The organism is Lelliottia sp. EB106-05-01-XG201 (assembly GCF_058791735.1).
The window spans coordinates 4,520,703-4,541,365 of record NZ_JBYTDV010000001.1; the positions used below are offsets into that span (position 1 = coordinate 4,520,703).

12 protein-coding genes and 2 rRNA genes are annotated in these 20,663 nt (G+C 57.7%); 3 read left to right on the forward strand and 11 right to left on the reverse strand.

Translation table 11 applies throughout. From position 1 onward, the window contains the following. The first annotated feature begins 115 nt into the window (after positions 1-115). The 3 genes from bcsE to bcsG are packed head-to-tail and all read left to right on the forward strand — an operon-like array spanning position 116 to position 3,541. Positions 116-1,678, forward strand: a complete 1,563-nt coding sequence (bcsE, locus tag AC3WS9_RS21165; protein WP_282492840.1) for a cellulose biosynthesis c-di-GMP-binding protein BcsE — start codon at positions 116-118, stop codon at positions 1,676-1,678. Next, positions 1,675-1,869 (forward strand): cellulose biosynthesis protein BcsF, encoded by a 195-nt coding sequence (bcsF, locus tag AC3WS9_RS21170; RefSeq protein WP_282492839.1) that lies wholly within the window; start codon positions 1,675-1,677, stop codon positions 1,867-1,869. The genes bcsE and bcsF overlap by 4 nt, the downstream gene beginning before the upstream one ends. Further along, positions 1,862-3,541: a cellulose biosynthesis protein BcsG gene (bcsG, locus tag AC3WS9_RS21175; RefSeq protein WP_492490205.1), complete on the forward strand. Its 1,680-nt coding sequence runs from the start codon at positions 1,862-1,864 to the stop codon at positions 3,539-3,541. The genes bcsF and bcsG overlap by 8 nt, the downstream gene beginning before the upstream one ends. A 112-nt stretch (positions 3,542-3,653) precedes the next feature. Here bcsG and AC3WS9_RS21180 read toward each other — a convergent pair whose 3' ends face one another. From AC3WS9_RS21180 to AC3WS9_RS21230, 11 genes are all read right to left on the reverse strand, one after another. Beyond that, positions 3,654-4,646, reverse strand: coding sequence for a family 8 glycosyl hydrolase (locus tag AC3WS9_RS21180; RefSeq protein WP_492490206.1), 993 nt, complete (start codon positions 4,644-4,646; stop codon positions 3,654-3,656). A 7-nt stretch (positions 4,647-4,653) separates the two neighbouring features. Continuing rightward, the gene (bcsD, locus tag AC3WS9_RS21185; protein WP_282492836.1) at positions 4,654-5,133 is read right to left on the reverse strand and encodes a cellulose biosynthesis protein BcsD; all 480 of its coding nucleotides are present in this window, start codon (positions 5,131-5,133) and stop codon (positions 4,654-4,656) included. Continuing rightward, positions 5,133-9,158 (reverse strand): cellulose biosynthesis protein BcsC, encoded by a 4,026-nt coding sequence (locus AC3WS9_RS21190; RefSeq protein WP_492490207.1) that lies wholly within the window; start codon positions 9,156-9,158, stop codon positions 5,133-5,135. Before AC3WS9_RS21190 ends, bcsD begins: the two co-directional genes overlap by 1 nt. Continuing rightward, the gene (gene bcsB, locus AC3WS9_RS21195) at positions 9,155-11,437 is read right to left on the reverse strand and encodes a cellulose biosynthesis cyclic di-GMP-binding regulatory protein BcsB (protein ID WP_492490208.1); all 2,283 of its coding nucleotides are present in this window, start codon (positions 11,435-11,437) and stop codon (positions 9,155-9,157) included. Before bcsB ends, AC3WS9_RS21190 begins: the two co-directional genes overlap by 4 nt. After that, positions 11,434-13,533 carry a UDP-forming cellulose synthase catalytic subunit gene (gene bcsA, locus AC3WS9_RS21200; protein WP_285150161.1) on the reverse strand — a complete coding sequence of 700 codons (2,100 nt, stop codon included), beginning with the start codon at positions 13,531-13,533 and terminating at the stop codon, positions 11,434-11,436. The genes bcsB and bcsA overlap by 4 nt, the downstream gene beginning before the upstream one ends. 18 nt (positions 13,534-13,551) lie before the next feature. Beyond that, the gene (bcsQ, locus tag AC3WS9_RS21205) at positions 13,552-14,355 is read right to left on the reverse strand and encodes a cellulose biosynthesis protein BcsQ (protein ID WP_285146066.1); all 804 of its coding nucleotides are present in this window, start codon (positions 14,353-14,355) and stop codon (positions 13,552-13,554) included. Then, complete coding sequence (bcsO, locus tag AC3WS9_RS21210) at positions 14,346-14,849, reverse strand: cellulose biosynthesis protein BcsO (protein ID WP_492490209.1); 504 nt, start codon at positions 14,847-14,849, stop codon at positions 14,346-14,348. The genes bcsQ and bcsO overlap by 10 nt, the downstream gene beginning before the upstream one ends. Before the next feature lie 529 nt (positions 14,850-15,378). Continuing rightward, a complete protein-coding gene (gene birA, locus AC3WS9_RS21215; RefSeq protein ID WP_282492830.1) occupies positions 15,379-16,341 on the reverse strand; it encodes a bifunctional biotin--[acetyl-CoA-carboxylase] ligase/biotin operon repressor BirA in 963 nt (320 codons plus the stop codon). Continuing rightward, entirely contained in the window at positions 16,338-17,366 is a 1,029-nt protein-coding gene (gene murB / locus AC3WS9_RS21220; RefSeq protein ID WP_492490210.1) for a UDP-N-acetylmuramate dehydrogenase, read from the reverse strand. The genes birA and murB overlap by 4 nt, the downstream gene beginning before the upstream one ends. 146 nt (positions 17,367-17,512) lie before the next feature. Then, positions 17,513-17,628 (reverse strand): 5S ribosomal RNA (gene rrf, locus AC3WS9_RS21225). Between the two features lie 98 nt (positions 17,629-17,726). Beyond that, a 23S ribosomal RNA gene (locus AC3WS9_RS21230) occupies positions 17,727-20,633 on the reverse strand. Positions 20,634-20,663: the final 30 nt, after the last annotated feature.

A 20,663-nucleotide genomic window follows, 5' to 3' on the forward strand; every position in this document is an offset into this window, starting at 1 on the left:
GCGAAAATTCATTCATATGCTAAATCTGATGGTCTTTAATTTCAATGTTAGGTTTATTTCTCTGCTTTCGCTAGTAAACTGAGATACAGGTAAATTAGTCGCCAAGAGGGACATCGTGAACCCCATATTTTCAGTTGGTATCCAGTCATTATGGGACGAATTGCGCCACATGCCAGCCGGCGGAGTCTGGTGGATCAGTACGGATCGCAATGAAGATGCTATAAGTCTGGTAAATCAAACAATTGCGGCGCAAGAGCGCGACGCGAAAGTCGCTGTGATCGCGATGGGTGAAAACCCGAAGAAAATCTTTAGCCTCAATGATGAATGCGGGCCGGACAAAGTCCGCTTATTTTCCATGCCGGATGGGCAGGATGGTCTATACTTTTTGCCCCGCGATATTCAATGTAGCATTGACCCGCATCATTATTTAGTGGTGCTTAAATGCGCGAATAACGCCTGGCAAAATATATCCACAGAAAAATTGCGACTCTGGCTGGAAAAGATCAATAAATGGGTGCGAGATCAAAATTGCACGCTGCTGGTGGTCAGTCCCGGCAGTAATAATGATAAGCAGTTCTCATTTTTAATGAGTGAATATCGTTCTCTGTTTGGCCTGGCGAGTATCCGCCATCAGGCCGATAGCCATCTTTACGATATTGCGTTCTGGTGCAATGAAAAAGGCGTCAGCGCCCGACAACAGCTGTCACTGAAACATATTGATGACGAGTGGCATTTAGCCCAACAGGAAGAGACCGTCGTCCAGCCGCGTAACGATGAAAAACGTATCCTGAGCCACGTCGCGGTATTAGAAGGTGCGCCTGCCCTCTCTGAACACTGGTCTTTGTTCGATACCAACGAAGCGCTGTTCAATGAAGCGCGTAACACTCAGGCCGCCACCATCGTCTTTTCGCTGACGCAAAATAACCAAATCGAGTCGATTGCCCGTCAGATCCATACCCTGCGCCGCCAGCGCGGCAGCGTGTTGAAAATTGTGGTGCGTGAAAACACCACCAGCCTGCGCGCTACGGACGAACGTCTGCTGCTCGGCTGCGGCGCGAATATGGTGATCCCGTGGAACGCCCCGCTCTCCCGCTGCCTGACGCTGCTTGAAAGTATTCAGGGCCAGCAGTTTAACCGTCACGTGCCGGAAGATATCACGACGCTGCTCTCCATGACCCAGCCGATGAAGCTGCGCGGCTACCAGAAATGGGACACCTTCTGCGACGCGGTAAGCAACATGATGAGCAACACGCTGTTACCGGCAGACGGCAAAGGGGTGATGGTCGCGCTGCGTCCGGTGCCAGGGATTCGCATCGAGCAGGCGCTGACCTTATGCCGTCCGAACCGCACCGGGGACATCATGACCATCGGCGATAATCGTCTGGTGCTGTTTTTATCCTTCTGCCGCATCAACGATCTCGATACCGCCCTCAACCATATCTTCCCGCTGCCCACCGGGGATATCTTCTCTAACCGAATGATCTGGTTCGAAGACAATCTGATCAGCGCCGAAATTGTGCAGATGAAACAGCTGGCACCAGAACAGTGGGGCAAACCGCTGCTGGTGGCGAGCGATACCAAGCCGGTGCTGAACGCCACCCACGATGGACACGTCTGGCGCAGGGTGCCTGAGCCGCTGCGTCTGCTGAGTGATGCCGAGGAGAGAGCCTCATCATGAACAACACCGACATTATTCAGCTGGTGATCCTCTGCGCGATCATCTTCTTCCCGCTTGGCTACTACGCGCGCCATTCGTTACGCCGTACCCGCGATACGGTGAGATTGCTGTTTGCAAAACCTCGCTATGTTAAATCAGCCGGAACACTGAAACGGGCTTCACACGTCAAGGCAAACCGAAAACATGACTAATTCTACCTATACCGCTTCGGCACCTTCGCCGCTTTGGCAATACTGGCGCGGCCTTTCCGGCTGGAACTTCTACTTTCTGGTGAAATTTGGCCTGCTCTGGGCGGGCTATCTCAATTTCCATCCGCTGCTGAACCTGGTGTTTATGGCATTTTTACTGATGCCGATTCCAAACCTGAAGCTGCACCGCCTGCGTCACTGGGTGGCGATCCCGATCGGCTTCGGGCTGTTCTGGCATGACACCTGGCTGCCTGGCCCGGAAAGCATTATGAGCCAGGGCTCGCAGGTCGCGGGTTTTAGCAGCGATTACCTGCTCGATCTGACGGAACGTTTTATTAACTGGCAGATGATTGGCGCTATTTTCGTGCTGCTGATTGCGTGGCTGTTCCTCTCTCAGTGGATCCGCGTCACGGTGTTTGTGGTGGCGATTATGATCTGGCTGAACGTCCTGACGCTGGCGGGCCCGAACTTCTCCCTGTGGCCAGCCGGTCAACCGACGAATACCGTGACCACGACGGGCGGCAGTGCGGCACCGACGGTCGCCACTGCCGGTGAGACGGCAGTGATTGGCGATATTCCGGCGCAGACCGCCCCACCGACCAGCGCCAATCTCAACACCTGGCTCTCCAGCTTCTATAACGCGGAAGATAAGCGTCAGACCAACTTCCCGGCGTCACTGCCTGCCGATGCGCAGCCGTTTGAACTGCTGGTGATTAACATCTGCTCCCTGTCGTGGGCAGACGTGGATGCGGCCGGTCTGGCGTCGCATCCGCTGTGGAAGCACTTCGACATTCAGTTCAAAGATTTCAACTCGGCGACCTCCTACAGCGGCCCGGCGGCGATTCGTCTGCTGCGCGCCAGCTGCGGTCAGCCGTCGCACAAAAACCTGTATCAGCCTGCGGGCAACCAGTGCTACCTGTTCGATAACCTCGAAAAACTGGGCTTCTCGCAGCACCTGATGCTCGGTCACAACGGCGTCTTCGGTGACTTCCTGAAAGAAGTGCGCGAAAACGGCGGGATGCACGCCCCGCTGATGGATCAGACCGGCCTGCCGGTTCCGCTGCTGGGCTTTGACGGTTCGCCAGTTTACGACGACACCGCCACGCTGCAACGCTGGCTGCAAACGGTCGGCAAAGAAGATAACGCCCGTAGCGCGACCTTCTACAACACCCTGCCGCTGCACGACGGGAACCACTATCCGGGCGTGAGCAAAACGGCGGATTACAAGGTTCGTGCGCAGAAGTTCTTTGATGAGCTGGATGCGTTCTTCACCGAGCTGGAGAAATCTGGCCGTCGGGTGATGGTGGTGGTCGTGCCGGAGCACGGCGGCGCGCTGAAAGGCGACAGAATGCAGGTCTCTGGTCTGCGCGACATCCCAAGCCCGTCGATCACCAACGTCCCGGCCGGGATTAAGTTCTTCGGCATGAAAGCGCCGCATCAGGGCGCGCCAATCGAAATCACTCAGCCGGTCAGCTATCTGGCGATTTCCGAACTGGTGGCGCGTGCGGTAGACGGGAAGTTGTTTGTGGAAGACAGCGTGAACTGGAATCAGCTCACCAGCGGTCTGCCGCAGACGGCGGAAGTGTCTGAGAACGCGAATGCGGTGGTGATTCAGTACCAGAATAAACCGTATGTGCGGTTGAATGGTGGGGATTGGGTGCCGTATCCGCAGTAGGGTGCGGTCATTTTCCCCTCACCCTAACCCTCTCCCAAAGGGAGAGGGGACTTTCTTTTCTCCCTCTCCCTGTGGGAGAGGGCCGGGGTGAGGGCACCAGACCGCACTACAGTTACCGCCCCGACACCCACACCAGCATCTTCAGACTCGCCGAATAATAGTCATCCTTCGCCGTAATCTCCGGTTCGCTCATCGCCTGCCCCATCGTTAAATCACGCACCGCCAGCAGACCGCCTTCCATCATGTAAGGCGCATACTCGTTGGTCGTAACATTCACCCAGGCCGGGGTTTTCTCGCGGCTGAACTGCCCAAACCAGCTGCGCCACGGCGTGAGCTGCGGGCTTTGCGGGTTATACCAGTGCAGATACAGCGGAATGCGGATCGCATCGTAGCTCATGCGCGGCGGCCAGGCTTTGGCGGGCGTGAGTTTGCCGCCTGCCGCCAGCGAAACCCAGTCGGTCGGCAGATTGGCCGTGCCGGAGCCCATCTTGCCGAGCAGCGTTTGTCCGTCTTTGATCAACTCGCGCCACACCTGCAGATGGGTGCGATCGGCAAAGGCCTGCCACGCGGGGAAGATAAAGTACGACGGATTGAGGATCACTTCGCTGTTGAGGTTAAATCCGTTCGCGCCAGGCAGCATCACGCGTTGGCCCGCGTAGCGGATCACCGTGTGCGAGACCAGCGCTTTGGTGATGGCATCCGAGGCGGCGCTGTAACGTGGGTCATGCCAGCGGGCGTCGGCTTTTAACAGCGCCCAGGCGATCATCGTATCGCCATCGGTGGCATCGTTTTTGTCAGTAATCGGGTCTGGTTCGACGGGGTTATAGCGCCAGTAAAACAGACCGTTCTCTTTGTTCTTGAGCGTCGTGTCAGTCCACTGCCAGAGCTTATCAAACGCCGCTTTGTCGTCGCTCGCCACCGCCATCAGCATGGCAAAACCTTGCCCTTCCGTGTGGGAGACGTTGCCGTTGCCGGTATCGACAATGCGGCCATCCGGCATTAAAAAGCGCGCCTTATAGCTCTCCCAGGCCTGACCGGCCTCGGAAAACGACGAAAAACAGAGACTCATCATGACCGCCAGTGCGGCGCATGCGGGCTTTCTCATCATTCACTCACTGTGGGTTGTGGTAACGGAACTGCACGTCCGATATCGAAAAAATGCGCTCGCGACTGACCGTCACATGCGCTTTCCCGCCCTGCCCTTGCATCCAGCGGACATAGAGCCCTTCCAGTATTGCACAGAAGGCGTGACACCAGCGGGTTTGCCGATCCTCGTTGCGGCTGACGGGCAGCGCCTGATGGCGCAGGGTTAAATCGGTCTCGCGGGTGTCTAACTCCACGCAGCCCCAGCCAAAACGCGCCAGTTGGGCGTTGATGTTCGCTTCCAGCTCGCCGACGGTTGCTGACGGCGGAAGCGGGAACTGTTCGGCCAGCGCCACGCCCATCTGATGCAGGAACGGCTGGCTTTCGAGTTCGCCGACGTTGCGCACCATGCCGTCTACCATCAGCGCCAGCAGATCGAACCAGCCTTCCGGCGTTTGCTGCGCGCGAAACCAGCTCAGCACCGCGGGATTATCCATCGTCGTTGTCATTATTTATCTCCCAGCATGTAGCGGAAATAGAGTCCCGCTGTACTTTCGTTATAGCTGCCAAAGGTGTCGTAACCCACTTTGCCGCCGATGGTCATGTCTTTGTTGACGGTGTAATCGACCCCGGCGCGCATCGTGTAGCCGATCCCGTTTTCGGAGGTGCCTTTGTAGCGGGCCTCTTTGGCAAACCCGCTCTCCACGGCCCCTTCCAGCAGCTGCTGCCAGCTGTCGTTAGTCGGGAAGTAATCGCTGCTGTCCTGGCTGTAAGACTGGTAGCCCACGGAGCCGCCCAGTTTCAGCTTCCAGTTGTCGATTTTTTGCGAATAGTCGACAGGCAGCGAGACGCTGACGTAGTTTTGCGGGCTGAAATAGCCGCCCTGACCGAAGGTGAACTGGCTAAGGTTTTTCGAGAAATCCATCCAGCTCATGCTGAGCCCGGTTTTCACCTCGCGGAAATCGTCGTGATACGGGCGCAGATAAACCCCGGCGTTGGCATTGATGCTGGTGTTGCTTGCCACGTTTTCGCCGAGATAGCTGTAACCGCCGCCGCCCGCGTAGAAACCGGCGTCGCCGTCGTCATAGCTTAGCTGCAGGCTGCCGCCGTTTTTGGTGACGCGCCCCCAGCGTTTACCGGAGTATTTGTCCTCCAGACCGACGTAGGACAGCAGGCTGTCCGTGACCGCGCGGCGCTCCCCGGTCATGATCAGCGACAGATAATTGGTGAGTTTCGGCGACCATTTCACGCCGCCCACCAGCGTACTGAGATCTTGCCCGAGAGGCGTACTACCGACATCCAGACGATAATCCTTCCCGCTCAGCGCCATGTTCAGCTCCACGCCGTTCGCTTTTTGCGAGTCCGTCGAGACATCACCCGGCTGATTGACGTTCGCTTTCAGGTTTGAGGCTTCAAGGTACTCCCCGACCCGACCGCTGTCGTAAGCCCCGAGCTTCGCCAGGTTCAGCTGACCGTCGGAACTGGTGAGGTTGAAGTCGTTGCTGTCCAGCGTGCCTAAATCCACCAGCGCGGCGGCCCCCGGATGCGCGGCGAGATAAGTCGCGCGCTCCGTGGCGTTCATTGCCGCAATGGCTTTCTGCTCGTTGGTCGCCGTGGAAACCATGTTCGATGCGGCGTTCGCCAGCGGATTGGAGCCGAAGCGACGCCATGCGTCACCGCTGGCGCTGCCTGCGCTGAGGGTGATCGGCGTGGCGGTAAATTCAAAGCGCGATTCGCCAAACGGCGAGCTGGACCAGGTAAGCGGCGCTTTGGCTTCCGTCAGCTTGCTGGTGCCCGATTCGCCATCGCGCCCGCGCACGTCGACCTCGCCCTGCAGCCACATGCCTGTCTGCTCGTTCATCTGCTGCATCATGTCGTCGACCTGACGCAGAGTGCGGCTTTGGGCCGTCTCCTGAGGCAGATCGGGGCGCGTGGTGCCCGGCAGCGTCGAGCCTGGCTCGCGTGCCGTTTGCGCCAGTTGCCACGGCAGCCCGCTGTCGCTGGAGGCCGTGGTGCCCACCGCCTGCGCGGTGCGGCTGGTGGTGGTGAACGGGTTATCCGCCAGCAGCAAACCGCCCATCGTCGGCGTGGCCGAACTGTTGGTGGATTGCAGCCCCAGCAGTTTGCCGCGCGCGCTGCGCAGATAGGTCATCGCCTGCTGATGGTTGCCCTGCGCCTCTTCCAGACGCGCCAGCAAGACCAGACGCTCAGGAGAGTTATTGGTTTGCAGACCGTTGGCGAGCTGTTTCGCCTTCGTCACGTTGTCTTCGGCCAGCGCCACGTCGATAGCGCCCGCGCGCGCATCCTGATCCGGCGTGTCGCGCGTCATCAGGTAGTCGTAAACCACGCCCGCCTCTTTGTTCATCTTGCCGGTCTGATACAGACGCGCCATCGCGAACATCAGGTCAGTGTTTTGCGGGTCGCTTTGCAGGGCGCGGATCAGCTTGTCGTACGCCGCCGCATAGTTACCCTGCTCGCGCAGCTGGTCCGCTTCGTTGATGACGTATCCGTTCCGCACACCCGCCAGCTGAGTTGGCGTGCTGCGCGACAGCAGTTCCGGGTTCGAGAGGAAGCTCTGGGCTTCGCTACTCAGCCCGGCCTGGTTGAGGACGGAAACCTGATCGGCGTAATCGCCCGCGTTACCCTGCACGCCCTCACGCATGTTGCTGCGCACGACGGCCACCGCGCCGGTCAGATCGCCGCTCTGCGCCAGCATTCTGGCGAGTTTGCCCGCATCCGCCGGGTTTCCCGGGGGACGCGTGGAGAGGGTTTTCAGGGTATTGGCCGCCGCAACGGAATTGCCCTGCGCCAGATAGCGTTCTGCTGTCGCCATCTGCAGGTTGTAGTTCACCCGCTGGGCCAGCTCACGCATCTGCGGCGTCTGGCTGGCCGGAGAGATGCGCGACAGAATGGTTTGCGACTGCTGCCACGCCCCGTTTTCGCTGGCGAACAACGCCGCCGCGTACAACGAACTGGCCCCCGCACCCTGACGGAACGCAGGCTGCATCACCGAGGCGGCTTCGCCGTCGGCACCGGATTTTTGCAGCAAACGCGCCAGATCGAGACGTAACCAGGGATCGTCCGGCAGTCGGGAAATCCCCTCGCGCAGAATCGCAATCGCCTGCGGGGTGTTGCCATTGGCGGCGGCCTGCTGCGCCTGACGGCGGATCGGATCGCCCGGCAAACCGGACACTACGCGCGGCTGGAGTTTCGCCTGCAAGCTGGCCGGAAGCGTGCGCAGCATCGCCTGGGCTTCGTCGGTTTTGTTCTGCTCTTTCAGGACGTAATAGAGATTTTCCCGCGCGGCACCGTTGTTCGGCTGCTGGTTCACCAGCTCGCGCAGAGTCTGTTCGGCCTGCGGATAATCTTTGTTGTGGCGCAGGACATCGGCGCGGAACAGCTTCGCCGCCGTGCCGCGTTCGCCGCTCTGCTGCACCAGCGGGGCCGAGAGCGCCAGCGCCTGGCTGACATTGCCCTCTTTCAGCGCCTGCTGCGCCTGGGCGAGCTGACCGTAAAAGGCGGCGTCATCGGCCTGCTGCTGGCGTTCCGTAGAGGCATCGCCGCCCTGACTGGCGGCACGTCCCAGATATTGTGCGGCGGCCTGATAATCCCCGCTGCGCTGAGCGATGTAGCCCATCCCGGCGAGTGCATCGGCGTCCTGCGGGTTGGTTTGCAGCACCTGTTCAAACTGGCGCTTCGCCGCGTCCGTATTCCCGCTGTTGAGCGCGGTATAGCCTTCGCCTTTCGCCGTACCGCCGACGTTTTTGCGGTAGTAGGCCTGGACTTCGCTGTCCTGCGGATGGCGCTGCAGCCAGGTGTCGTAGAACTGCTCGTCGCCCGCTTTTGGGCCTAACCACAGCAGAGCCTGACGTAAACCGGCGTCCGCGTCTTTGCTGCCACTCGCCATCTGCTGGAGCTGGATAATCCCGTCGCGGCGCGTGCTCTCCTGCCAGGTAAGCATTTTACCCAGCGCCACACGCGCGGCGTTGTCCTGCGGATTCTGCGCCGCAAAACGCTGCAGTTCGGTCAGCGCTTGTGGATAGAGCGATTTATCGCTGCCCATCGTCTGGTAATACTCCGGCGCCAGGCTTGCGGGCGGGGTGTCGCCGTTGAACAGGGTTTTCCAGGTCTCAAGGGCCGCCGGAATATTGCCGCTGCGCGCCTGCTGACGGGCCAGGGTCAGCGTGCCCTGCGGAACCTGCGTCATCTGTTTGGCGTTATCCAGCGCCTGCAAACCGCCATCATTCGGCGAGACTTTTGCCAGCCGCGCGCGCCACAGCGCCGCCGCCTGCAAATCGCCGTTTTGCTGCGCCCACAGCGCCATCAGATAGAGCGCCTGGGTGTTGTTGGCATCGACCATCAACACTTTTTTCAGCGACTCGCTCGCCAGATCGTCGTGAGACTTTTCGTGCCAGTAGTTGGCCTGGTCAAACAGCGCTTTCAGCGCCGCCTCGTTTTGTGCGGCCTGCGCCGCGCCGCCAAACGCCAGCACGCCGGAAAGACAGATCGCCGATTTTAAGGTTATTTTTTTCACTTTCCGCTCTCCGGATTCAGGCGCTTACGCGCACGCTTTTTCAGCCAGGCGTACAGGCCCAGACCGGTCAGCGAACTCATGATCAGACCCAGGATCGCCAGCAGGGCCGAGTGCTGGTTGGCGTACCAGACAATCATCATTTGGGTCGGCATTTCGCCGCTCGGGAACTGCGAGCCGACGCGGAAACTGCGTACGCCGTTTTCGTTGGTGATGATCGCCGCGTCGCCGCGGATCCCGGCGTTGATGCGCGCGGAGGTTAAGTCGTCATGCAGACGGGAGAGCTGGTCGTCGTTGCTGCCGAGCGCTATCACCACCAGGCGATCGCTGCTCCACGGGGAGCGGAAGCTGACAAACCCGCGCCACGCTTCGTTGGAGGAGAAGTAACGATCAGCTTCAACGCCGTCGGAGGTCCAGTCGCCCGCCAGCCAGCGCTGCAGTTTTTGCCAGGTGGTCGGCGTGCGCACGCCCAGGGTGTTGTCGTGGGAGGTAAACGGCGATTCGTTCAGCAGGGCCTGGTTGAAATCGTGCTGCGCCATGCCGCTCACCGCCAGTACGTCGCGGGTGCGCAGCAGTTCAAGGTTGCCGCCCGCCGTTGGCACGCCGAGTACCACGCGGTTGTTGTAAAGCGCCGTGCCGGTGGCGTTACCGGAGCGCGCGGCCATATCCAGCAGCGTGGCGATCTGGGTTTCCGTCGGCTGTTCCGGCAGGAGCAGCACCGTCTGGGAGTAGTCCGCCAGACGGGTGAACGGGAACGACGCGCCGACGAAGTACGACAGATTCGGCAGGAGCGAGAAGTGACGCGTGTGGCTCAGATCGATCCACGAGTCCTCATCGATGCGGCTCTTGATGTTGTTGTTCAGCAGCACGCTGCACGGCGCGTTCTCTTTCGCGGTGATGTTGAAGTAGAGCGAGAGCTGGTTATCACCGTAGATCATGTACGGCTCCAGCGGCATATCGAACTTCTCCTGCCGCGCGTCGCCGCCCACTTTGTGCCACAAGGTTTCCAGCGCGCCCTGTTTGTTGACCGGCAGGTTGTGCAGGAAGGTGTCGTTCATGGTCATGCTGAGCCAGGAGCGATTTTCGTCAATCCAGCTCTCCGTCGGGAAGCGGTAGCCGATGTGCAGCGGAATGGTTTCGCCGTCCCACAGGAACAGATCCGGCGCGGCGCGGAACGCCACGCGCAGAGGCGCATGCCAGATCCCGGTGACGGTCAGGCTTTGATCCTTGCGGATCAGCTCCGAGAGCTTCACCGGACGATCCGTCGGGATCCAGCGCGGGGCGTCGTAAGGTTTGCTCGCCGGGATCGTCTGCGCAGGGATCGTGGTGCTGGCGGTTTGCAGGGCAAAGTTGCCGCGCGTCAGTCGCCATGCCGCGGTGCGCAGCGCCGCTTCGTCGTTCCCGACAACCAACAGCAGTTTGTACACCGGATTCGCCGGGTTATCGATCACCTGTAGCATCGGCTGGGTGGATTGCGGCAGTGTCAGGCCGCCGATTTTGTCGCCCGGATGGCCGATCAGAATGCCGTTTTTCTCCGGTAGCCGGTCGTGCAGCGCCGCGAAGGAGACGCCGCGATAATCGGCCTGAATACCGAGCCACGAGGAGATCAACGCCGCGGCGCTGAGGGCATCGCTGCTGAGCGTCGAGCCAAAGGCAAAGGCGATCGCCGCAGGGGTCATCTGCATGCTGTCGAAGAACGGGCGCGGGAAATGGCTCAGGTCCGAGCCGATATCCAGCTGCTGCCCTTCCAGCTCGAAGCGCGAATCCGGCAGGATGGTGACGCGATATTTATCCGACAGATCGCGCTGGCACTGCATCGCGTCGCCGTCGTTGATTTTCAGGCTCAGGTTGTTGCTGGAGACCAGCAGCGCCGCCGGAATGTCCAGCTGGAAGCGGGAGATGTCGCTGTCCGCCGCGCCCAGCGGCACGGTGCCCAGCGGCTGGCCGTTGAGCATCAGCTGCATAGTGGCGTTGCGCGTCGCCATCGCGGGCGAGACTTTCACATTCAGCGAAAGCTGGGCGTTGGTGATCACCTGGTCGACCGGCAGGGTGAAGTTCATCCCGCCCTGCAGCTGGCCGCCGCTCAGCACCAGCCCCTGCGGCTGGCCCATTTGCGCCACGCTGATGCTGTTCACCGTCGAGGGAACGAACGTCGGGAGCGCCGCCGGTGCCGGTGCAGGCATGTCTACCGGCAGCAGCGATTCGACGGTGGTTTCTTCGCTGTGCAGCGGCAGCGCAAACAGCGATGCCGCAAGCAAAGTGAGTTTTGTCAGCTGTTTCATGCGTTGCCGTCCTCCTGGACCTGCGCCTGCGCGCGGCGGTTCTCCCGGCGCGTTTTCCACGTCAGCCAGAAGAGATCAAACACGCAGCGCACGATGGTCAGCAGCGAACGGAACGGGTTGTCCTGCGGTTTTGGCGGCTGGATCCATGCATCGGCACGGGCCAGCACCACGCGCACCAGCTCACGGCGGCGCGCCAGGGGGATATCTTCAAACATCAGGCGGATAAACTGTTCGTCCGTGGCGACCACTTTCACCGGAATGCTGATCGCGCCGGATTGCAGGAGCAGTTCGACCTCTTCGATGTCGTCCGTCAGATGGCGCTCGTCAGGGAGCTCCACGCGGCAGCCGCCCATCGACAGATCGGCGGTCTGGCTGCGGGAAGAGATACCGCTGGCGTAGTGGATCAGCACCGGGATTTTGACGTCGATGCGGATGGTTTTGCGCGTCTGGCGCGTTTCACGGGCGACGGCGATCGCCGCCAGCAGGAAGATCAGGCTGTAGAGTCCCCAGCCGACGTTCAGGGCGATCACGCTTGGGTCCACGCCGTAGTAGTCATGGGCGCAGGCGCGGACAATGCCGGCGATGACGCCAATACCTAACAGGATCGCAATCACCAGATGCGGGCGCACGACGCGGAAATCGAAGTAACCGACGTTGAGCAGCGCCCCTTTGTCCGTCACGTTGAACTTGCCGCGTTTCGGGAACACCATGGTGACGACGGTCGGCAGCACCAGGTGGAACGCCAGCACTAAGTCGTAGATTTCACCCCAGAAGCTGTAGCGATAGCGGCCGTTCATGCGCGAGTTGAGGTAAATCGCCAGGAACAGATGCGGCAGCGCGTAGGCAAAGACCAGGCCCGCCGACGAGTGGATGATGTTGAGATTAAACAGCAGATAGGCCAGCGGCGCGGTCAGGAAGGCGATGCGCGGCAGAGCAAACTGGTAATAGAGCATGGCGCTGAGGTAGCACAGGCGCTGCTGAATGGTCAGGCCGCGACCAAAGAGCGGGTTGTCCAGACGGAAAATCTGCGTCATCCCGCGCGCCCAGCGGGTACGCTGAATCACGTGCAGGACCAGACGCTCGGTGGCAAGACCGGCGGCCAGCGGGATATCGAGGAACGCGGATTTCCAGCCGAGACGCTGCATCTTCAGCGCGGTGTGGGCATCTTCCGTCACCGTTTCCACGGCGAAGCCACCGATCTCTTCCAGCGCGCTGCGGCGGATCACCGCACAGGAGCCGCAGAAGAAGGTCGCGTTCCAGTTGTCGTTGCCCTGCTGAATCGGGCCGTAGAACAGAGTCCCTTCGTTCGGGATGTTGCGCCCGACGGAGAGGTTACGCTCGAACGGATCGGGCGAGTAGAAGTAGTGCGGCGTTTGCACCAGCGCCAGTTTCGGATCTTTCAGGAATCCGCCCACCGTCGCCTGCAGGAAAATGCGCGTGGCGACGTGGTCGCAGTCGAAGACGGTGATTAGCTCGCCCTGGGTGAGCTTCATCGCGTGGTTGAGGTTGCCCGCTTTCGCGTGGGAGTTGTCGTTGCGCGTGATGTATCCCACGCCGACATCCGCCGCAAAGACGGCGAACTCGCGGCGCTTACCGTCATCGAGCAGGTAGATTTTCATTTTGTCGCGCGGGTAGTCGATACACTGCGCGGCCAGCACCGTGTCGCGTACCACGTCCAGCGATTCGTTATAGGTCGGGATGTAGACGTCGACCGTCGGCCAGAGCGACATGTCGTCCGGCAGCGGAACAATCTCGCGCTTGAGCGGCCAGATGGTTTGCAGGTAGTTCAGCAGGAGCAGCACCCAGACGTAGACCTCGGCGAGGAATAAACCCATCCCGAGAATCGTCTCAATCTCGGAATTAAAATGCAGAGTTTGCGTCAGGCGGAAATACATATAGCGGGTCGACATCAATAATGACATCACCACCATAATCACAGAAATACTGCGTCTTTTGCTGAAGCCCATTAAAAACAGCAGGCCAATGCTGATAAAGCCAAAGATATATTGTTTCTGGCTGTCCATCGGCGTAATGACGATCAGCAGCGCAATGGGGATCATTGCTAACGTCAGCAAAATAAAAAGAAACTTTTTCATAGGTCGCCCTGGGTGAATTTAGAACCCTGACTTACGCGGAAGGGTGTGAACAGTCCCGTCACCCACTTTGACGCCCAGAATGCCGGCGACTTTTTTGGCGATAAGCTCAATGTCGAAGGCGGCGGCTGAGGCCGGGCTAAAGTCGAAGACGGACTGTTGTGAGGCGTTGGCTTCCCCGACACTTTCGTCGCGGTGAACCACACCCAGTAGCTTATCGCCGAGTTTATTCTCGACGAAGGTGGTGACATCCCGACTGATCTGACGGCGGTTGTCGCTTTGGTTGAGAACGAAATAGTGCCCGGCTTTGTGGTTGAGCACCCCGCCCGTCAGGCGCTGATTCTCAATTTGCGGCAGCAGAGAGAGGGACGCGGTATCCGCCAGCAGAGTGATCAAATGCAGATCGGCCAGCCGCGACATGGCTTTTAACGCCGGTGATGGGCCAGGAGGAAAATCGGCGACGATAATCAGGCCCGGATAGTTGAGCAGCGTGCTCAGCCCGCGCGTGAGAAAGTGCTCATCATTGGTGAGTCGCTCCTCAAACGCCATGCGCTGCTCTTCGCTGGCATCGCCGTACGGCAGCACGAACAGGTTTCCGCCGGCGGTGAGGACAAACTGGCTCCAGTCGGAGGATTCCGCGGCTTTGGCCACGTAACCGCGGCTGTCGGAAAGCGGAACGCCGAAGTGCAGACGAAGCGCGTTTTGCACATCGAAATCCAGCGCCAGCACTTTGCTTCCCGAACGCGCCAGGGCGTAAGCCAGGTTGGCGGTCATGGTCGTTTTCCCCACGCCGCCTTTTGGCGAGCAAACGCAAATTAACGGCATGAGGCGATCCTTTCCAGCAGGGAATTCAGGGGCTGATTCTTTTCAGCGGCGGGTTTTGGCGTGCTTGTGGCGGGCGCAAACAGGCGTGAGAAATTCACATCCGTCGGAGCCTGAACCGGTACTGGCGCAGCGGCGCGGACCGGAGTCGGTGCTGGTATGGGTGCGGATGGAGTCTCTGGTTGGGTAGCCAGCTGTTCAGCGACGCCCTGGAAAATCGACGGGGCATGAGCGGGAACCACGTCGACAGTGACGATTTCTGCCACTGGAGCGGCTTCGGCCAGCGTGAAAGTTTCGGCGCTCACGGGCTGCGGTGCGGCGACGGAAACGTGCCCGCCTTGCGCAAACGCCTGGGTTTCCGTCTGAGGCGTCAGCTGGTTGAGAATGGCCCAACTCCCCTGATCGCTCGCCTGGTTTTGAACAGAAAAGTCTTTGAAATCGAGCGCTTGATTGCGCGTTTTATCCTTAAATCGCTGCAAATCATCATAATGATTCATAGTTATACTCATGATTTACAAATAAATAATGTACACACCACGGTTTGTCATTAGTGGCCATTGACGATCAACAGACGTGTTTTATTCAGGTGTAGGTGTACAGTCACGTTACGGTTTTACCCGCACGCTTATTTTTGGCATGTTTAAATTATGGTTTTATTACTGAAAGACTTATTTACAGCATATGCATAATCATCTACTCGACACATGCTAACTGTTTTTAACCCAGAAAAATACCGAAGTGTTTTTGGTTTTAGTTAAGCGGAACCAAGGGGATTAACATTCAGTTTTGACTTTAAAAGCAGTGCTCTGTATGGATAAAATTGAATTACAAAGAACTAAAGACTGACCAGGATGATTCTTACTTTAATAAAACGTTACGCTGTGAAATATCTTGAAATACATTTTCGTCGTTATTATTTTATGGGAATCGTTAACCCCTTATTCTGGTTAATATTATTTATATCCCTACCATTTTAGGGGGGAGGCGAACAAAGTGATAAAAAAGGGAGCCACAGGCTCCCTCAGGTTATTCCGCACTTCTTAGTGAGATTTCACCGCCAACCCACGGCTTAAGAACGCCATCTTGCTCAAGCAAGAGCGCCCCTTGAGCATCGATACCGCGGGAAACACCGAAGATCTCTTTGTCGCCAATGATCAGTTTCACCGGGCGATGAATAAAGTTGTCGAGCTTCTCCCAGCGGGAGAGGAACGGTGCCAGCCCGTCCTGCTCAAAGAGCGTCAACGCGTCGCGCAGATCTTTAATCAGACGAACGGCGAGGGTATTGCGGTCGATGGTGATGCCCGCTTCCTGCAGCGTGATCCAGCCCTGATTGACGATGTCAGACTGCACCTGGCGCATCACCATGTTGAGACCTGCGCCGATCACGATCTGCGCGGCATCTCCGGTTTTGCCCGTCAGTTCGACTAAAATACCGGCCAGTTTACGATCGTTCAGATAGAGATCGTTCGGCCATTTTACGCGGACTTTGTCTGCGCCCAGATCGTGCAGCACTTCGGCCATCACGATGCCAATCACCAGACTTAAGCCAATGGCGGCGGCGGGACCTTGCTCAAGACGCCAGAACATCGACAGATAGAGGTTGGCGCCAAAAGGCGAGAACCACTTGCGCCCACGGCGACCACGTCCGGCCTGCTGATATTCGGCGACGCAGCAGTCACCCGAGTTGAGGCTGCTGATGCGGTCGAGTAAATACTGGTTGGTTGAATCGATAACCGGTAAGACCGTCACTTTCCCCTGGTCAAGCTGACGACAAATCACCTCTTCATCCAGTAACTGGATGGGTTCGGGCAGGCTGTAGCCTTTTCCCGGAACGGTGAAGACATCCACGCCCCAGTCGCGCAGGGTTTGAATGTGCTTGTTGATTGCCGCGCGGCTCATGCCGAGGCGTTCACCCAGCTGCTCGCCAGAGTGAAACTCTCCGTCAGCCAGAATGCTAATCAGTGTTAACGGGACGGTGTTATCTTTCACGCAATTGTCTCCACGGCGTTCACTTCACCAGTACGACCAATAAAGCGGACTTCCGGCTCAAGCCAGACGTTGAATTTATCGCCCACGCACTGGCGAACGTGATGGGCCAGGCGCACGACATCTTCACTGGTCGCATTATTCTCATTGATGAGCACCAGTGCCTGCTGGCGATGCACCGCTGCGCCACCCTCGACCGCGCCTTTGAGCTGACATTGATCGATTAGCCAGCCCGCGGCCAGTTTTACGCTGCCATCCGCCTGCGGATAATGTGGCGCATTGGGCCATTGTGCGAGCAGGGCTTGTGCCGTTTCGCTACCGATCACCGGGTTTTTGAAGAAGCTACCGGCGTTACCATTCACCTTCGGGTCGGGCAGTTTGGTCATGCGCATGTGGCACACGGCATCAAACACATCGCGAGGCGTTGCGGTTTGCGGATCCAGACGCGTCAAATCACCGTAGGTTAAGACCGGCTGCCACTCTTTTGCCAGACGCAAGCCTACAGAAACAATGACATAGCGATCCTGGTATTCATGTTTGAAGATGCTGTCGCGGTAGCCAAAACGGCATTGCTCGGCCGTCAACCGGCTGGCTTTGCCCGTCGCCAGCTCGATGCAGTCGACGTATTCGCAAACATGTTTCAGCTCGATGCCGTAGGCACCGATATTTTGAATAGGGGACGATCCTGCACATCCGGGAATAAGTGCCAGATTTTCCAGGCCAGCCATCCCATGCTCGAGGGTGAATTGCACCAGCTTGTGCCAGTTTTCACCTGCCCCGACGTGCAAATGCCAGCTGTCTTCAGTCTCGGTGACATCAATACCTGAAATGCGGTTCACAATGACCGTACCGGCGAAATCATCAAGAAAGAGAACGTTACTCCCCTCGCCGAGGATCAGGACAGGTTGGTGATTTTCAGTGGCGGTTTTCCACGCGTCGAGCAGTTGCTGAGCGTTTTCGGCGCGCACGATATTGTTGGCATTACGTTGAATGCCAAAGGTATTCCAGGGCTTAAGGGAGTGATTCATAGATGCTATCCTGATGCAAAATCAGGGATAGTTTACCGTATATGTGCGGGGATGGGGGATTAGTTTGCTGCGTCGTGAGAGGGATCTGATGTTCGACAAAAACGCAAAAAGGCCATCCTTGCGGATGGCCTCTTCACTTAATTGATGCCTGGCAGTTCCCTACTCTCACATGGGGAGACCCCACACTACCATCGGCGCTACGGCGTTTCACTTCTGAGTTCGGCATGGGGTCAGGTGGGACCACCGCGCTAAAGCCGCCAGGCAAATTCTGTTATCAACACGCATTTCCGCATGTCGATTAATCTGTTATCAGGCTGAAAATCTTCGTCTCTGCTTTCGCCAAAACATCTTCGGCGTTGTAAGGTTAAGCCTCACGGTTCATTAGTACTGGTTAGCTCAATACATCGCTGCACTTACACACCCAGCCTATCAACGTCGTAGTCTTCAACGTTCCTTCAGGACTCTCAAGGAGTCAGGGAGAACTCATCTCGGGGCAAGTTTCGTGCTTAGATGCTTTCAGCACTTATCTTTTCCGCATTTAGCTACCGGGCAATGCCATTGGCATGACAACCCGAACACCAGTGATGCGTCCACTCCGGTCCTCTCGTACTAGGAGCAGCCCCCCTCAATTCTCCAGCGCCCACGGCAGATAGGGACCGAACTGTCTCACGACGTTCTAAACCCAGCTCGCGTACCACTTTAAACGGCGAACAGCCGTACCCTTGGGACCTACTTCAGCCCCAGGATGTGATGAGCCGACATCGAGGTGCCAAACACCGCCGTCGATATGAACTCTTGGGCGGTATCAGCCTGTTATCCCCGGAGTACCTTTTATCCGTTGAGCGATGGCCCTTCCATTCAGAACCACCGGATCACTATGACCTGCTTTCGCACCTGCTCGAGCCGTCACTCTCGCAGTCAAGCTAGCTTATGCCATTGCACTAACCTCCTGATGTCCGACCAGGATTAGCTAACCTTCGTGCTCCTCCGTTACTCTTTAGGAGGAGACCGCCCCAGTCAAACTACCCACCAGACACTGTCCGCAACCCGGATCACGGGTCTACGTTAGAACACCAGCCATTAAAGGGTGGTATTTCAAGGTTGGCTCCACGCAGACTGGCGTCCACGCTTCAAAGCCTCCCACCTATCCTACACATCAAGGACCAGTGTTCAGTGTCAAGCTATAGTAAAGGTTCACGGGGTCTTTCCGTCTTGCCGCGGGTACACTGCATCTTCACAGCGAGTTCAATTTCACTGAGTCTCGGGTGGAGACAGCCTGGCCATCATTACGCCATTCGTGCAGGTCGGAACTTACCCGACAAGGAATTTCGCTACCTTAGGACCGTTATAGTTACGGCCGCCGTTTACCGGGGCTTCGATCAAGAGCTTCGCCTTACAGCTAACCCCATCAATTAACCTTCCGGCACCGGGCAGGCGTCACACCGTATACGTCCACTTTCGTGTTTGCACAGTGCTGTGTTTTTAATAAACAGTTGCAGCCAGCTGGTATCTTCGACTGGTTTCAGCTCCGTCCGCAGGGACTTCACCTACACACCAGCGTGCCTTCTCCCGAAGTTACGGCACCATTTTGCCTAGTTCCTTCACCCGAGTTCTCTCAAGCGCCTTGGTATTCTCTACCTGACCACCTGTGTCGGTTTGGGGTACGATTTGATGTTACCTGATGCTTAGAGGCTTTTCCTGGAAGCAGGGCATTTGTTACTTCAGCACCGTAGTGCCTCGTCATCACACCTCAGCGTTAATAAAGGTCCGGATTTACCTAAACCTTCCGCCTACATGCTTAAACCGGGACAACCGTCGCCCGGCTAACATAGCCTTCTCCGTCCCCCCTTCGCAGTAACACCGAGTACAGGAATATTAACCTGTTTCCCATCGACTACGCCTTTCGGCCTCGCCTTAGGGGTCGACTCACCCTGCCCCGATTAACGTTGGACAGGAACCCTTGGTCTTCCGGCGAGCGGGCTTTTCACCCGCTTTATCGTTACTTATGTCAGCATTCGCACTTCTGATACCTCCAGCACCCCTCACAGGACACCTTCAACGGCTTACAGAACGCTCCCCTACCCAACAACGCCTAAGCGTCGCTGCCGCAGCTTCGGTGCATGGTTTAGCCCCGTTACATCTTCCGCGCAGGCCGACTCGACCAGTGAGCTATTACGCTTTCTTTAAATGATGGCTGCTTCTAAGCCAACATCCTGGCTGTCTGTGCCTTCCCACATCGTTTCCCACTTAACCATGACTTTGGGACCTTAGCTGGCGGTCTGGGTTGTTTCCCTCTTCACGACGGACGTTAGCACCCGCCGTGTGTCTCCCGTGATAACATTCTTCGGTATTCGTAGTTTGCATCGGGTTGGTAAGCCGGGATGGCCCCCTAGCCGAAACAGTGCTCTACCCCCGAAGATGAGTTCACGAGGCGCTACCTAAATAGCTTTCGGGGAGAACCAGCTATCTCCCGGTTTGATTGGCCTTTCACCCCCAGCCACAAATCATCCGCTAATTTTTCAACATTAGTCGGTTCGGTCCTCCAGTTAGTGTTACCCAACCTTCAACCTGCCCATGGCTAGATCACCGGGTTTCGGGTCTATACCCTGCAACTTAACGCCCAGTTAAGACTCGGTTTCCCTTCGGCTCCCCTATACGGTTAACCTTGCTACAGAATATAAGTCGCTGACCCATTATACAAAAGGTACGCAGTCACCCCATAAAAGAGGCTCCCACTGCTTGTACGTACACGGTTTCAGGTTCTTTTTCACTCCCCTCGCCGGGGTTCTTTTCGCCTTTCCCTCACGGTACTGGTTCACTATCGGTCAGTCAGGAGTATTTAGCCTTGGAGGATGGTCCCCCCATATTCAGACAGGATACCACGTGTCCCGCCCTACTCTTCGAGTTCACAGCGTGTGCATTTTTGTGTACGGGACTATCACCCTGTACCGTCGGACTTTCCAGACCGTTCCACTAACACACGCGCTGATTCAGACTCTGGGCTCCTCCCCGTTCGCTCGCCGCTACTGGGGGAATCTCGGTTGATTTCTTTTCCTCGGGGTACTTAGATGTTTCAGTTCCCCCGGTTCGCCTCATGCCACTATGTATTCATGACATGATAGTGTGTCGAAACACACTGGGTTTCCCCATTCGGGTATCGCCGGGTCAAAGGTTCATATCACCTCGCCGACGCTTATCGCAGATTAGCACGCCCTTCATCGCCTCTGACTGCCAGGGCATCCACCGTGTACGCTTAGTCGCTTAACCTCACAACCCGAAGATGTTTCGTAAAACATC

Bases quoted from the DNA above. Each gene is read 5' to 3' on its own strand.
- murB (WP_492490210.1), bottom strand. From the start codon at position 17,366: ATGAATCACTCCCTTAAGCCCTGGAATACCTTTGGCATTCAACGTAAT.
- bcsG (WP_492490205.1), top strand. From the start codon at position 1,862: ATGACTAATTCTACCTATACCGCTTCGGCACCTTCGCCGCTTTGGCAA.
- bcsB (WP_492490208.1), bottom strand. From the start codon at position 11,437: ATGAAACAGCTGACAAAACTCACTTTGCTTGCGGCATCGCTGTTTGCG.
- bcsA (WP_285150161.1), bottom strand. From the start codon at position 13,533: ATGAAAAAGTTTCTTTTTATTTTGCTGACGTTAGCAATGATCCCCATT.
- bcsD (WP_282492836.1), bottom strand. From the start codon at position 5,133: ATGACAACGACGATGGATAATCCCGCGGTGCTGAGCTGGTTTCGCGCG.
- bcsQ (WP_285146066.1), bottom strand. From the start codon at position 14,355: ATGCCGTTAATTTGCGTTTGCTCGCCAAAAGGCGGCGTGGGGAAAACG.
- bcsO (WP_492490209.1), bottom strand. From the start codon at position 14,849: ATGAATCATTATGATGATTTGCAGCGATTTAAGGATAAAACGCGCAAT.
- bcsF (WP_282492839.1), top strand. From the start codon at position 1,675: ATGAACAACACCGACATTATTCAGCTGGTGATCCTCTGCGCGATCATC.
- AC3WS9_RS21180 (WP_492490206.1), bottom strand. From the start codon at position 4,646: ATGAGAAAGCCCGCATGCGCCGCACTGGCGGTCATGATGAGTCTCTGT.